This window comes from Pseudomonas sp. LS-2 (genome assembly GCF_003605735.1).
Lineage (GTDB): Bacteria > Pseudomonadota > Gammaproteobacteria > Pseudomonadales > Pseudomonadaceae > Aquipseudomonas.
This window is the reverse complement of record NZ_QXTJ01000008.1, coordinates 125,998-139,108: the sequence shown is the minus strand read 5'-3', so window position 1 is coordinate 139,108 and position 13,111 is coordinate 125,998. Positions and strand designations below refer to the sequence as shown.

General features: G+C 56.8%; 13 protein-coding genes and 1 pseudogene. 6 read left to right on the top strand and 8 right to left on the bottom strand.

Translation table 11 applies throughout. From position 1 onward, the window contains the following. Positions 1-55: 55 nt before the first annotated feature. Both D3M70_RS04950 and csrA read left to right on the top strand, forming a co-directional pair. Positions 56-1,408, top strand: a complete 1,353-nt coding sequence (locus D3M70_RS04950; protein WP_120124790.1) for a GntP family permease — start codon at positions 56-58, stop codon at positions 1,406-1,408. A 518-nt stretch (positions 1,409-1,926) separates the two neighbouring features. Then, positions 1,927-2,115 carry a carbon storage regulator CsrA gene (gene csrA, locus D3M70_RS04945; protein WP_062380972.1) on the top strand — a complete coding sequence of 63 codons (189 nt, stop codon included), beginning with the start codon at positions 1,927-1,929 and terminating at the stop codon, positions 2,113-2,115. 310 nt (positions 2,116-2,425) lie between these two features. On the opposite strand, the gene D3M70_RS04940 is transcribed toward csrA, so the two are convergent. From D3M70_RS04940 to D3M70_RS04930, 4 genes and pseudogenes are all read right to left on the bottom strand, one after another. After that, on the bottom strand, positions 2,426-2,668 hold the full coding sequence (locus D3M70_RS04940) for a DUF465 domain-containing protein (RefSeq protein WP_120124789.1): 243 nt from the start codon (positions 2,666-2,668) through the stop codon (positions 2,426-2,428). Between the two features lie 106 nt (positions 2,669-2,774). After that, a pseudogene (locus tag D3M70_RS04935) lies at positions 2,775-3,622 on the bottom strand (ketopantoate reductase family protein); the annotation flags it as partial. A 1-nt stretch (position 3,623) separates the two neighbouring features. Then, on the bottom strand, positions 3,624-3,674 hold a 51-nt coding region (locus tag D3M70_RS32665), incomplete at its 3' end, for a hypothetical protein (protein WP_256659727.1). A 196-nt stretch (positions 3,675-3,870) separates the two neighbouring features. Continuing rightward, the gene (locus D3M70_RS04930; RefSeq protein ID WP_120124787.1) at positions 3,871-5,301 is read right to left on the bottom strand and encodes a pyridine nucleotide-disulfide oxidoreductase; all 1,431 of its coding nucleotides are present in this window, start codon (positions 5,299-5,301) and stop codon (positions 3,871-3,873) included. A gap of 905 nt (positions 5,302-6,206) precedes the next feature. On the opposite strand from D3M70_RS04930, the gene D3M70_RS04925 reads away from it, so the two are divergent. Continuing rightward, positions 6,207-6,521, top strand: a complete 315-nt coding sequence (locus D3M70_RS04925; RefSeq protein ID WP_120124786.1) for a hypothetical protein — start codon at positions 6,207-6,209, stop codon at positions 6,519-6,521. A gap of 7 nt (positions 6,522-6,528) precedes the next feature. On the opposite strand, the gene D3M70_RS04920 is transcribed toward D3M70_RS04925, so the two are convergent. From D3M70_RS04920 to D3M70_RS04910, 3 genes are all read right to left on the bottom strand, one after another. After that, positions 6,529-6,972 (bottom strand): hypothetical protein, encoded by a 444-nt coding sequence (locus tag D3M70_RS04920; protein WP_120124785.1) that lies wholly within the window; start codon positions 6,970-6,972, stop codon positions 6,529-6,531. A 364-nt stretch (positions 6,973-7,336) separates the two neighbouring features. Continuing rightward, the gene (locus tag D3M70_RS04915) at positions 7,337-7,600 is read right to left on the bottom strand and encodes a DUF1652 domain-containing protein (protein WP_120124784.1); all 264 of its coding nucleotides are present in this window, start codon (positions 7,598-7,600) and stop codon (positions 7,337-7,339) included. Between the two features lie 371 nt (positions 7,601-7,971). Beyond that, a complete protein-coding gene (locus D3M70_RS04910; protein ID WP_120124783.1) occupies positions 7,972-8,448 on the bottom strand; it encodes a GNAT family N-acetyltransferase in 477 nt (158 codons plus the stop codon). 409 nt (positions 8,449-8,857) lie between these two features. Here D3M70_RS04910 and D3M70_RS04905 point away from each other — a divergent pair, with 409 nt between their 5' ends. Further along, complete coding sequence (locus D3M70_RS04905) at positions 8,858-9,790, top strand: hypothetical protein (protein ID WP_120124782.1); 933 nt, start codon at positions 8,858-8,860, stop codon at positions 9,788-9,790. A 257-nt stretch (positions 9,791-10,047) separates the two neighbouring features. On the opposite strand, the gene D3M70_RS04900 is transcribed toward D3M70_RS04905, so the two are convergent. Beyond that, on the bottom strand, positions 10,048-10,776 hold the full coding sequence (locus D3M70_RS04900; RefSeq protein WP_256659726.1) for a LysR substrate-binding domain-containing protein: 729 nt from the start codon (positions 10,774-10,776) through the stop codon (positions 10,048-10,050). A gap of 187 nt (positions 10,777-10,963) precedes the next feature. Between D3M70_RS04900 and D3M70_RS04895 the strand changes: the two genes are divergently transcribed. Continuing rightward, positions 10,964-11,680, top strand: a complete 717-nt coding sequence (locus D3M70_RS04895; protein ID WP_165869742.1) for a haloacid dehalogenase type II — start codon at positions 10,964-10,966, stop codon at positions 11,678-11,680. Positions 11,681-11,690: 10 nt separating this feature from the next. Continuing rightward, on the top strand, positions 11,691-12,476 hold the full coding sequence (locus D3M70_RS04890; RefSeq protein ID WP_120124781.1) for an aldolase: 786 nt from the start codon (positions 11,691-11,693) through the stop codon (positions 12,474-12,476). Positions 12,477-13,111 lie beyond the last annotated feature (635 nt).

Sequence of the window (13,111 nt, the reverse complement as noted above, 5' to 3'; positions counted from 1 at the left end):
ACAACAGCGTTGAGCAGTAGCTCCAAAAAAACAAAATACAACGGAGAGACACCCCATGTTTGGTATGACTCAAGACACGTATCTACTCGTCGATGCGTTGGTGACCATCATCGGCCTTGTGCTGTTGATCACCAAGTTCAAGGTCCACCCTTTTATCGCGCTGACCATCGCGGCAGGTTTTCTCGGGCTGACCTCCGGGATGCCGGTTGAAAAAGTCATGAAATCGTTCCAGGACGGCTTTGGCGGCGTTCTGGGTTTCGTCGGTATCATCCTCGGTCTGGGCACCATGCTCGGCAAACTGATGGCCGATTCCGGCGGCGCGGACCAGATTGCACAGACCCTGATCCGCCGCTTCGGCAAGGATAAGGTGCACTGGGCAATGATGTTCTCGGCCTTCCTGGTCGGGATCCCGCTATTCTTCGAAATCGGCTTCGTGCTGTTGATCCCGCTGGTGTTCATCGTTGCTCGTCGCAGCGGTGTGTCCATCGTCAAGATCGGTATCCCGCTGCTGGCAGGTCTGTCAGCCGTGCACGGTCTGGTGCCACCGCACCCGGGCCCGTTGCTGGCAATCGGCATCTTCAATGCTGACATCGGCAAGACCATTTTCTACGGTCTGATCGTCGCATTTCCGACTGCCATCATCGCCGGCCCGATCTACGGCAAATGGATCGCCAAGTACATTCCGGGCAATCCTTCCAAAGAGCTGATGGACCAGATTGCCAAGGAGTCGACCAACGAGAACCTGCCAAGCTTCGCGATCACCCTGATCACGATTCTGCTGCCGGTTTTCCTGATGCTGTTGAAGACCTTCGCTGACGTCGCGCTGCCGAACGGCCACATCTTCCGCATCTGGATGGACTTCATCGGTCACCCGATCGCTGCCCTGCTCTTTGCGCTGCTGCTGGCTTTCTACACCTTCGGGTCGGCCCGTGGCTTCAGTCGTGACCAGATCATCAAGCTGCTGGACCAGAGCCTGGCGCCTGTGGCCGCTATCGTGCTGATCGTCGGTGCAGGCGGTGGTTTCAAGCAAATGCTGGTGGACAGCGGTGTGGGCAACCTGATCGGCCACATGGCCGTGCAGGCGCAGATCTCCCCGATCCTGCTGGCCTGGCTGGTGGCCGCCGTGATTCGCATCGCAACAGGTTCGGCCACGGTCGCGACCATTACCGGTGCCGGCATCGTTGCGCCTGTCGTGGGGATGGTGCCGGGCGTGAATCGCGAATTGCTGGTGCTGGCGACCGGCGCGGGCTCGTTGATTCTGTCCCATGTGAACGACGCCGGTTTCTGGCTGGTCAAGCAGTACTTCAACATGACCGTGACCGAAACCCTGAAGACCTGGACCGTGATGGAAACCATCCTTTCCGTGGTCGGCATCATCCTGATCATGCTGTTGTCGCTGGTGGTCTGATTCCCTGACCGCTGCACCCCATGCCCACCCTCGCGGTGGGCATGTCGTTTCTGCCGCAAGATTCCCCACGTTGCCCGCCGTCGATACACGCAATCGGACAGTTTTTCGCTGATTCGCTTAAACTTATGCCACTTTGCCCTCGCAGAATTCGGAACTCTCCTACACTCCTCTAGGAGATCACGTACAGGCAATCTAATGAAAATTTCATCGCCGCCTGGCACGAGTTCTTTGCATTAAATGCGAAAGGAGTGTGCAATAGGCGCCGCCCCGGATCTGGCTATCAGGGTTATAGCCAATCGCAACGGGGATTTACTGCCGAAAGCAGGCAAAATTCGCATGCCGTCTGGCCTCAGGAGAACCCATACCAATGACAAGAAGATGAACCCTGGGGAATTAAAAGCGTGCCAAGGGCGTCATACTGACGGACGCATTTGGATGCACTCGGCAATACCACCACCCAAAAGGCTAACGCCAGCCTCCTGGTAGAGGCGCTTCAAGAGGCCATCAAGGAAAAGATTATGTTGATACTCACCCGCAAAGTCGGCGAAAGCATAAACATCGGTGACGAAATCACCGTCACCATTCTGGGCGTACAGGGCCTTCAAGTAAGGCTAGGCATCAACGCCCCGAAGAATGTTTCAGTACACCGTGAAGAAATTTACAAACGTATTCAAGCCGAGATCGCACCGAACCAAGAGCCCCAATGACGCAATCGGTTCATCTTCATAGTCATTAGTCTGCGGCCTTGCTGCGGGCAAAAAAAACGGCGTACGCCCCGACGCCGTTTTTTTTCGTCTTAACTTTTTTGGATCCATATCATCGCCGCTTATGTAGGCGGAACAACACTTGCGAGTTGCCCTTTACATCCTCCAGTAAAAAAAAACGCAACCGCTCTATCCCGCACTCCAGGGAACTATCAAAAACGGCGCAGTACACCCTGCTCCGCTAACGTTAGTGCAAAAAAAAGGCTGATTTCCAATGGAAACCAGCCGTGGGGACAGTCACTGGCAGAGGCAATCAGCCAAGCTGGGTCATTTGCTTGACTATGTTGTCTTTGGCAACAAGCCGTTTCTCCTTGAGTTTCTTCAACTGATCATCCGTCACATCGCCTGCCGATCCGGCTTCCGCCTTGACGATGTCGGCGTCAATCGTGTCGTACTGATCGACCAAATGGTTGAGCCTGGCATCTTTGCTGCGAAGCTTGACCAACTCATCCTTGGTAATACTCAAATCCGCGTACAAATCGTGCTTGACCGGCATGGTGCGCGTCTCCTCTGACGACTGATGTTGAATTATTGAGGGTAGCTCACCGCAAAGGTTCGACATTTATGCGGGCTGGCCGTCGCTCATTGAACACGCTCGACGATCAACCCTGCTCCCGCACTCGCCGCGCTTCGTAGGCTTTGAGGTGCAGATAGACGAAATCCAGTGCAGTCAACGCCCCCTTGGCATGCTTGTCGGTGCTGGCGCGACGGGCAATCATATCGCCAATCACGTGCTCGACTTCAATGGGCGCACCCCGCTCGATATCCCGCAGCATCGACGCCGTCATTTTCGATGCTCTGGTCGTGAGCATCGTCTGAAAGCGCTGGCGGACATCGTTGCGAATCGCGTAACCGGCATGCTCGGCGACACTGGCGCATTCCGCCAGCAACTTCAGCACCAACGCCTCTCCAGCGCTGGCGATCACGTCACCGATGCTGGCCCTCATCGAGCCCGTGATGCCTGCCCCGGTTGCAATGAAACACCACTTCTCCCACATCTCCTGAACGATCTGTTGACTGAGATTGGCATCGAACCCGGCATCGGCAAGCGCTTCGGCGACTTTCAGAATACGCGGCGTCAGGGCCCCGCTCAGTTCGCCGAACGACAACTGGTTGGTGTCATTCAAATGCAGAATCGCGCCGGACGCATCCCGATCCAGAGAAATCAGGCACTGCCCGCCCAAAACGTTTTCCGGACGGAAGCGCGCGGCCAACCGGTCCAGATGAGCCATGCCGTTGAGCAGGGGAAGAATCAGCGTCTCGGGTCCCACTGCGGCGGCGAAGGCGTCCATCGCGCCATCCAGATCGTAAGCCTTGCAGCTGAGCAGGATGAGGTCGAACGTATGGTCCAGCATCGGTGTCATGACCAACGGTGGCGACGGGTAGAGAATATTGCCCAGCGGACTGCGGACAACCAGACCACTGCGATCAAGCTCTTCAGCGCGGCCAGNACCACCGAAGTAGCCGCCTATCGCTCCCGCACCCACGATCAAAATTCGCATGTTCAGTCGGTTCCTTGTCGAGTCAATCGGAGGGGTCCGAACAACCCAGAATAGATGAATGCACAGACTCTATCCAAAAGTTGAATGACGACCAACATATTGTTTTTTGCTGGCAACCTGAAGCGGGCCCACGAACGACCGGCAAAAAAAATCCCGAACCGCCCATGGCGGTTCGGGACACGTCGTTCAAGGAGCGTCAGGACTGCGCGTTGGCCAGTGTGGGCCAGAGGAACGGCAGGCGCTGTTCATCCCGATGGGCCACCAGTCTGCGGGCGAGGCTGACGGGCTGGAGAACCGGTTGCTGCAGCCGCGCCACAACAGAGTCGATCACTGCACCGCTGGCATCGTGATGGAACTGCCAGACGCCATAGATGCGACCATCGAATGACGCCTCGCTGCCCAGACGCGGATCGACCCCGAGGCCGGCGCCGAGCCCGAACAGGTGCAGACCATAGAGTCGCTGACCGTTACTGTCGAGCGGGCAACCGGACGCATCCGAATCCAGTCCGCCCTTGACCTCCATCAGGCGGATCGCGCCGCCGCCGGCGTAATTCAGCGCAGGCAGCAACGGTTGATAGCCGGTGCATTGCACCACCACCTCGGACTCCGCCAAGGCCTGCCGGGCGCTTTCGAACTGACCTTCCGGACCTCCTTGGGTCTGCAGCAGTTTGACCCGCACGCCAGTCTTGCCGATATGCCCGTTGGCCAACGCTTCGCGCCCCACATCCAGCGCACGGTAACGCAACCCTCCGGAACGATTGACCCGCCCGGACACCGGGCAGACATCCTTCAGAGGATCGAACACGTAGCCGGCCAAAGTCGCCGATTCAGCGGTCTCGAAGAACAGCCGGATAGGTGAACGGTGTACCAGCGTCACTTCATTGAGGCCGGCGAACTCCAGCGCGTCGGCCAGGTTCTCCAATACCGAGAAGGCGCTGTGAGAACCGCCCACTACGCTGATCCTTCCCTGGCGGGCCAGAGTTGGCGCGAAGAAATTGCGCAGTTGAACGCCATTCATGCGCAGCAGTTCATCGGCGCTCTGTACCTTCGCCGCGGGCGAAACCGCCAGCCCCTGGTCGGCCAGGCTGTTGAGCAAATGACGTGGATCCTGACGACCGCCAAGGTTCAGGACCACGGCGCGGCAACGAATGCGCCGGCTACGGCCTTCCGACTCGACCCAGACCTGATAATCATCGTCCTCCTGTACGACCTCGGTGATGGTGGTGCTGGTCCACAGCTTCACCCCGTAGTGTTCGACGATGAAATCCAGCACCAGCGTCGATGCCTCGGCCAGGAGTTCGGCGACATCGGCCAATTGCGGGGCACTTTGCGCCTGACGGCGGATACGCCAGTACGCAGGCGAATGCTCAAGGGGCTCGAATACATCGCGCAAGGCCGGGTCGCGCAGGCAATCGAGAAAGACATCGCCGACCGAGTTGGCGGTGATCCGGTAGTCACCCAATCGGCCGGTGCCGGGTTTAGGGCTCGCATCGACAATAATCAGGCCTTCCTTGGCCAGGTCAGGCATGGCGCCGCTCTTCAACGCGTTGAAAAGCAACCCCATCCCTGCTGGTCCGGCTCCCCCTACTACGCAACCGCAAACGGTTTCCAGATGATCTCCATACATAATCTTGACTCCAAACTAAGTCGATGCATTAAGCACGGCCCGAAACATGCTCCGGACCCTGATAACAGGCGCAAACGCCCACCCTCGTGACGGCTATTTATTGATGTCGAACTTGATACATATCGCGAACGGCAATTGAAGAACGGCAAGTCGGCTATCGCAGCCGATCGTGATCCAGGCAGACGGGTGCTTTGTTACTTCCGGCGAAACCGAGCCGCGTTATTGACAACTCGGTTCTGCACCCGGATATGAACAAGCTTTAGAAGAAAAAACGAAAGCGCATGAGCCGCTTGAACGCGATGTCCAGAAACCCTGGGGACGCTACCGCCATCTCGCCAAGCGCCCTGGATCAAGTCTTTGAGATAGGTTCTCAGTCATGCAAAAACGTATTACAAACTATTACAAGGAGAAAACCTAGAGTGATAATTTCAAAAAAAAGGACGAGTGTCAAATTTCCGAGAAATCTAGATAATCGATAGATGGCATCAGTAACCTATTGTTTTCGTTGCTATTTATTTTTTGACGCCTGTTTTACGTAATCACCCTTATGGGTCATTCGTTTTTAAAATGGAAAACATACATTTCCAAGCCTTCAAAACTAAGACCTAATGTTTCTTAATGGGCTGTTATTCATAACTTGCCGGAATTTTGTCGCCGCTATTAGTTACTGCTTGGAGAGATTTGGAATTGCGCGCGCCTGTGGCGATTAATGTCGCGCCACTCGAAATTATGACGTCAACTTTCAATGATGGGTGTCCTGTCCAATGGGACACATCTGCAGCACCGTATCCCCTGCCTCCGATGAACGGTATGACGCCGGGTAAAAAAAACAGAACTATTTCAAGCGGATCCACCTCCATTATCAGGCTCCGGCTCAATTTTTAATGGATAGGGAGGTCGCCGACATGAACGCCGAGAAAAACCGTCGATGCAGCATCGCCGAGATCGATTATTCGCGAGACACGCTCTTTGGTCCCATTCCGATGCAGGCCACGTGCCGCGTAAGACTGGCGACGGTCGAACAGGACGGCCATACGCTGAGAGAACTGACAATCGTTGGCGCCGTACCGGACTATCTGTCCAAGTCAGCGATCATCCGCATTGCAATGGATGGAAGGATCGAGGCCGGCCCCGTACGTGAACACTATGCGATCAAGGATGAAGGCGAGGATCAGTTCAGGCTGCTGTTCGAGAATGAGCACCGCCGTAGCGTGCATTGAGGTCGACTCACCGAGTCTGGCTGGCAGGCACAACGCCCTGATGGACGACGCCTTGATGAACATGGGCGCGTAGATCGTCCCCTTGGAGATTGTTGCCTTTAAGCATCAAGTACCCCTTGAGCGGAACCGGGCTGGGCTGTGGATCAACCGTCGTGTAGTTGTCGAGGCTGACGTCTGCCGGTCTGCCATAGCGCAAACCATCAGTGCTGGGGGCAGCATCGAGCACGGGATCCGGGGGTAGCATTCGCTGACGTTCGAGTGCAGTCATCGGGGGCTGGAACGCGGCGTTCCTCGCTTCGAGCCGATGCAGCATGATACCGATGGCGGTCACGCAGACAACGACGATGGCGAGTAACACGCCAACGCCCAGCATCACCTTGCGTCGACGAACAATTTGCTCGACATCCATACCCTGTTGCAGTTTTTGGGCATCGGGCTGCTGATCAGCCATGCATTCCCCTTTTGGTCCAAATCGACGATGAGTCGCCTGTGCGGCATAAAGATAAAAGGTTCATGCGCCCTTTACCATAGCCAGTTGAGTTTCCGCGCCAGGTTCCTCTGAAAGATCACCTTGCACCGTTCGAATCAGTGAGGCTTTCTATATTGGCGCTATACCCGTAATGGATTGTTCGTACCGTCGATGCAGGTGCTGACAGCCTCCTTACAACCAAGACTATTAACTCGGATTAATTAAATACATCTCCCTGAACGCTGGAAGTTTCATAGCTCAGATAAACGGCCTGTTACCACAATGAAAAATACCCATGATGCACCGTGCATCATGGGTATTCATTTGGAATCGAAGACAGCGTCGACTAACTGGCCAATGCATGTCGGTGAAGATGTTGTGTGTTATGAAGGTCGGCGCGCAGTTCGCAAATCAACTCACACAGCGCGCGGCTGGTGTCGAGTCGGTCCAGCGAAATGCCGGTTGTCAGCAGCTCTACACGCTCTGTGACGGGGTCTATGACCTCGACTGTCATTGTGTCGTCCATCACCGTGCAGTTGCAGCGCATGGGCAAAAACGCACTTTCGATAATACTGCGCAGTTCAAGATTGGAAAGTGTGCATGCAATCATTGGATCAATCCTCCTGAGGCGGTCCCTGTCACCACATGTACAGTTGCTCGCCTGACGTTTATATGGCAGCTTCCCTGGTTCAACAGTACATCCCGATTTGTCCGCCCTGGCCTGAAGGCGAAAGACGAATAACCAAAGTTATACGCCGCGCCCCAATGTGAGGCAACTTTGTAACTTTCTGTGCGCTCTAGCGGGGAACATAGACTGCATCTCACCGAAGAAACGTTTCATCAGCGATAAATGTGGATGAAAACAGGGCGTTCCACCGGTTGGGCGATGCCCTGAGAAACCACGATGAGAACGTTGAGCATCTTTCTGGGGCGTCCATTCGTCGGCAACTGTAACGTACGCCGACGAATGACATGGGATTATCAACCGTGTGGCAAACGCAAATGGACCAGTGCGACACGATTACCTTTTTTGTCCAGACGTTCTTCTATGGCGTAGGGTTTGAATCCCAACTTGGGGTAGAACAAAAGGCCAGGCACGTTGTGGTTGAAGCACGATGCAGTCAATTCCCTGGCCTCATGCTTGCCAAATGCCAGTTCCATCATGCAGCCGATCATGTACCGACCCACCCCTTTGGAGCGGGCATGCGGTGCAATGATTACGTTGCCCAGGGAACACCGGCCCCGGAAGTCGTAGCGAGAGAAGTTGGCGAACCCCACCACCTCTCCTTCCAGTTCGATCACCGTATTGTCCGATCGCTGATCGATGGCGTCCGTCAGTTGCTGCGGGGTCAGCGGAAAGACCGCCTTGGGGAACATGTAAAAAAGCTCGTCGACACTCTGTGGCATATCGCACACGGCCGGGATGTCTTTTTCTTCCAGGGGACGATGTAGAAACATGGCAGATTACCTCTCGAAGAAACGGGAGCCGAGCGCAAACTATAGGCTAAACCAGGACGTCAGGGCCTGATTAGAGGGCCGCCATTCATATTTATGTTTCAGTGATGAGGTCAGGGCGCACGCACAGGCGAACCCATAGGACCGCCTATTCTGAAAAATAGTCGCCACGTGTTTCGTGTTTTTGCCTGACCACGCTAAAAACAGCTCGCAACCGACTGAACAGATTGAACTTAAGCAGACCGGGCATTCCGCCCGCGCATCTGCAGCCATTCATGCAATTTGCATGAACGTCGGAAATTTAAACATTCATAACCTATTGAAATATCAACGTTTTTTTAAGACGCCACACTGGCATGGCCGGTGCAAAGGCTCCTGTGAGTCATCATTTTTCGCATGGAGCCACACAATAATGAACGTCACCCCTGATTCTTATCCTGCCGCTGTAGAAGAGTCCGTCAATGCCTCAGGTGTGTCCTGGGGCGCCATCTTTGCCGGTGCCGCCGGCGCCGCTGCGCTATCCCTGATACTCGTATTGCTCGGTTCGGGTCTTGGCTTCTCGGCGATGTCGCCGTGGGCCAACGAAGGGGCGAGCGCCAAGACGATCGGCATCTCGACCGTGGTCTGGCTGGCACTCACGCAAATCCTCGCTTCGGGCCTGGGCGGTTACATCGCCGGTCGCCTGCGCGTGAAATGGTCCAATATGCATGGCGATGAGGTGTACTTCCGCGACACGGCTCACGGCTTCCTGTCCTGGGCGGTTGCCACTCTGGTGGCAGCGGTGCTGATCGTCGGCTCGGTCAGTGGCATCGTGGGCAGCGGCGTCAAGGCTGGGGCCAGCGCTGTAGCAGGCGTTGCCGGTACTGCGGCGGTCGCTGCAGGAAGTGCCGCAGGTAACACCAGCAGCGATCAATACGGTTACTTCGTCGATACCCTCTTCCGCGACGACCGTCCGGCCTCTGTCAGCGACGATGCCGCCCGCGGTGTTGTAGTGCGCATCTTCACCAAGACCCTCGCCAACGACGGCAACCTGGCAACTGAAGACCGCAATTACCTGGCGCAACTGGTCGCTCAACGTACCAACCTGAGCCAGGCCGATGCGCAAGCACGTGTCGATCAGGTCTATGGTCAAGCCAAACAAGCAGTGGCTGACGCCAAGCTCAAAGCACAACAAGCTGCCGATACCGCTGCGAAAGTCGCCGCCATGAGCGCCCTCTGGACCTTCGTCGCCCTGCTCTGCGGCGCATTCGTTGCCAGCCTTGCGGCGATCTGGGGTGGCCGTCGTCGTGACGCGGTGACCTACGTCGAAGCCCGTACCTACACCACCACTTCCAATATCCGCTGAGTATCAAGGAGAAACATCATGCGCTCATTACTGCTGTGGTTCCTCGGTGTGCCGATCCCGGTGATTATCCTGATTGCACTGTTCATGCATTGACCGAGTCGTAGACGATCCGCGCGGTGCCCTGTGTTTGTTTCGGGCCCGCGCGGATTTTTCATGCCTGTAACTCAGACCTGACGCGGTTGCTCTCTAGCGGCACGGCGAGCCGGCGGTAGCAACGTGAAGGGGCTCACCGCGGCGAGCCGGACTGCTGCAGACGCTCAATGGGCAATTAGCTGTTCCTTCATGTACTCCACCAACGTGCGCTGTACATCGGTCAATAAACGGCTTCCCGAAATCAATGCCAGCTCGCTGGCGGGGACCGGCGCAAAACCCTCTTCCACACTCAACAATCTGTGATCCGCCAGCATGGCAGATGCCGGTAAAAGACTGATCCCCAACCCCGCCGACACCGCGGCCTGAATCCCCACCAGACTTTGACTGGCGAACGCCACTCGCCAGCTTCGACCTGACGACTCCAGCGCATGAACGATGCGATTGCGATAGATGCAGCCCTGGGGGTAGACCACCAGCGGCACCGGGTCCTCAATGCGCTCGAGGGCCAGCCCGGCGACCCAGTTCACCTGCTCCGGCCAACTGGCCAGCGCCGCCTCCTGCTTCGCGCCCCGGTCACGTTTCACCAGTGCAAGATCGATCTCCTTGCTCTCGAGGCGCGCGTGCAGATCGACGCTCAGACCATTGACCGTATCCAGACGTATCCGTGGGAATCGTTGCGCGAATCCCGACAGCAGGCCCATCAGGCGCTGCACGTCGAAATCTTCGGGAACGCCGAGTTTGACCACGAAGGTTTCGTCGCCGCCACACAATACGCTCCGGGCTTCCAGTGCCAGTGTCACCAGGCGCCGCGCGTAGCCGATCAATCGCTCGCCGTCCTCGGTCAGCTCGATGTGCTTGCTGGCGCGCTGGCGCAGCAAAAGCGGCCGCCCCAATTGCTCCTCCAGCTTGCGGATCTGTTGGCTGACTGTGGACTNCCACCGAGACGAACGTGCGCAGCAACTCCAGATCGAACATACCGGTCACCAGACATTCGTTAATCAAATTACTTTTGAATATTAATTTAATTTTACGATCAACGCCAAGGCTCCTAGAGTGACCGCACGTTCACAAGAAAAGGCGCTGACCATGACCTCGACTCCTCCTCGCCCACGCTGGCTGACCTTCGACTGCTACGGCACGCTCATTCAATGGGATGAAGGGCTTCTGGAGTGCGTACGCCAGTTGCTCGAACGCAAGGGCGACACCGCGCCAGACGCAGACCGCTTCATCGGCATCTATGATCGTCACGAGCATCGACTGGAACAGACGCCGCCCTACCGCTCCTTCGCCGATATCTCACGGCTGTCGATGTCACTGGCGCTGGAAGAGCTTGGCATGCCCTTTGAAGCTCACGATGGCGAACAACTGATCGGGCGAATTGGCCAGATGCCGCCATTTCCGGAAGTGCTGCCGACGTTGAAATGGCTGAAGGATCAAGGCTTCAAACTGTGCATCGTCTCCAACACCGACGATGAAATCATTGCGGGCAACGTCGCCCAACTAGGTGGATACATCGACCGGGTGATCACTGCGCAGCAGGCCCGGGCCTACAAGCCGGACCACCGCCTGTTCCTGCATGCCCACAAGCAACTCGGTATTGCCATCGACGAGGTGCTGCACATCTGCGCCAGTCCGCACCTTGACCTCGAAGCGGCCAGGGACATGGGATTTCGTTGCGTATGGATCGACCGCGGGACAAAACGCAGGCCGCTGCCGGACTACACGCCTGATGCAACCCTTTCGGACTTGTCCAAAGTGCCGGATTACCTACGCAGCAAAGGCTGGGCGAACGAATAAGGAGAAGTTGATGGCGCATGACCTGCGAGGTGTGGTGCGAAGCGACAAGCAGTACCACGGACTCAACACACTCGATATTCGCAACGCGCGCATCGATTTGGCGGCGAGCCTGCGAATGGCGGCGCGGCTGGGTCTTAGCGAGGGTATCTGCAACCATTTTTCGGCCCTTGTTCCGGGGCATCCGCAGTTGTTTCTGGTCAATCCATACGGGCTGTCGTTCGAGGAAATCACCGCGTCGAGCCTGTTGATCTGTGACTTCGACGGCAATGTGATCATGGGCGACGGCAAGCCCGAAGCCACTGCTTTCTATATCCATGCACGCTTGCACTTGCACAAGCCAGGCGCGGCCGCTGCGTTCCATACCCACATGCCCAACGCCACGGCGCTGGCAATGATCGAGGGCGAACCGCTGGCGTGGGCGGGGCAGACGGCGTTGAAATTCTATGGCCGGGTGGCGGTGGACGAGCACTACAACGGCCTGGCTCTGGACAATCAGGAAGGCGATCGCATCGCCGCTTGCATGGGGCAAGCCGACATTGTGTTTCTCAAGAACCACGGCGTGATGGTCACCGCGCCGAGCATCGCTCAGGCCTGGGATGATCTGTATTACCTGGAGCGGGCGGCTGAAGTGCAGCTCAAGGCGATGAGTACCGGGCGAGCGCTCAACGTCATCGAGCAAGAGGTTCTTTTGCGCACGGCTCGGCAGATGAGCGAAGAAGATCCCGAAAGCGCACGGTTGCATCTGGAAAGCGTGAAACGGGTTCTGGCCCGGCATGAGGCGGATTTTACTGACTGAACCGCTGCCGCTGCCGCTACCGCCGGTTTGGACCCTGACTGACGCAAGTTCGCAATCCTGACGCGACTCTTGTAGGAGACGCCAGAAGGTCACGGCAGCGATGGGGATCAGGTGTTCAACGCCGAAACCGGATGCGCCGCAAATCCTGTAGCAGTCCGGCTTGCCGGCGGTGGCGTATGAAAAATCGCTACCGCCGGCAAGCCGGACTGCTACAAGGGTGAGCACCGCAGCTCCTGATCCTGATCCTGATCCTGATCCTGATCCTGATCCTGATCCTGATCCTGCTGTTGCTCTTGTTTTTAAGTGCGAGCAAAGTTCAGACACCACAAATCGCGACTTGGGTGCAGGCTGAACGCAGGCGACGCTCCGTGGGCCGAGCGGCATGGATGCCGCGAGAGCCGCCCCCCGCCATGGATGGCGGATGGCGGCGGGCCCACGGAGCGTCGCCGAAGTGAGGGAACCCGAGGAACGAGGGCCCAACCAGGAGCCAGGACCCTTGGTTACTTGGGGTCTTTTCAAGTAACCCGCCGAAGGCGGAACGCTTCTGCCGTTAGGCAGAACAAAAAATCAGCGCCACCGTAAATCTCAAATACACACTCCAACTCAGCGCCCACTACAAAACCCATAAAAAAGCC

What these genes read in the sequence shown, in the direction of transcription:
- D3M70_RS04950 (WP_120124790.1), top strand. Translation starts at nt 56, where the DNA reads ATGTTTGGTATGACTCAAGACACGTATCTACTCGTCGATGCGTTGGTG.
- csrA (WP_062380972.1), top strand. Translation starts at nt 1,927, where the DNA reads ATGTTGATACTCACCCGCAAAGTCGGCGAAAGCATAAACATCGGTGAC.
- D3M70_RS04940 (WP_120124789.1), bottom strand. Translation starts at nt 2,668, where the DNA reads ATGCCGGTCAAGCACGATTTGTACGCGGATTTGAGTATTACCAAGGAT.
- D3M70_RS04930 (WP_120124787.1), bottom strand. Translation starts at nt 5,301, where the DNA reads ATGTATGGAGATCATCTGGAAACCGTTTGCGGTTGCGTAGTAGGGGGA.
- D3M70_RS04925 (WP_120124786.1), top strand. Translation starts at nt 6,207, where the DNA reads ATGAACGCCGAGAAAAACCGTCGATGCAGCATCGCCGAGATCGATTAT.
- D3M70_RS04920 (WP_120124785.1), bottom strand. Translation starts at nt 6,972, where the DNA reads ATGGCTGATCAGCAGCCCGATGCCCAAAAACTGCAACAGGGTATGGAT.
- D3M70_RS04915 (WP_120124784.1), bottom strand. Translation starts at nt 7,600, where the DNA reads ATGATTGCATGCACACTTTCCAATCTTGAACTGCGCAGTATTATCGAA.
- D3M70_RS04910 (WP_120124783.1), bottom strand. Translation starts at nt 8,448, where the DNA reads ATGTTTCTACATCGTCCCCTGGAAGAAAAAGACATCCCGGCCGTGTGC.
- D3M70_RS04905 (WP_120124782.1), top strand. Translation starts at nt 8,858, where the DNA reads ATGAACGTCACCCCTGATTCTTATCCTGCCGCTGTAGAAGAGTCCGTC.
- D3M70_RS04890 (WP_120124781.1), top strand. Translation starts at nt 11,691, where the DNA reads ATGGCGCATGACCTGCGAGGTGTGGTGCGAAGCGACAAGCAGTACCAC.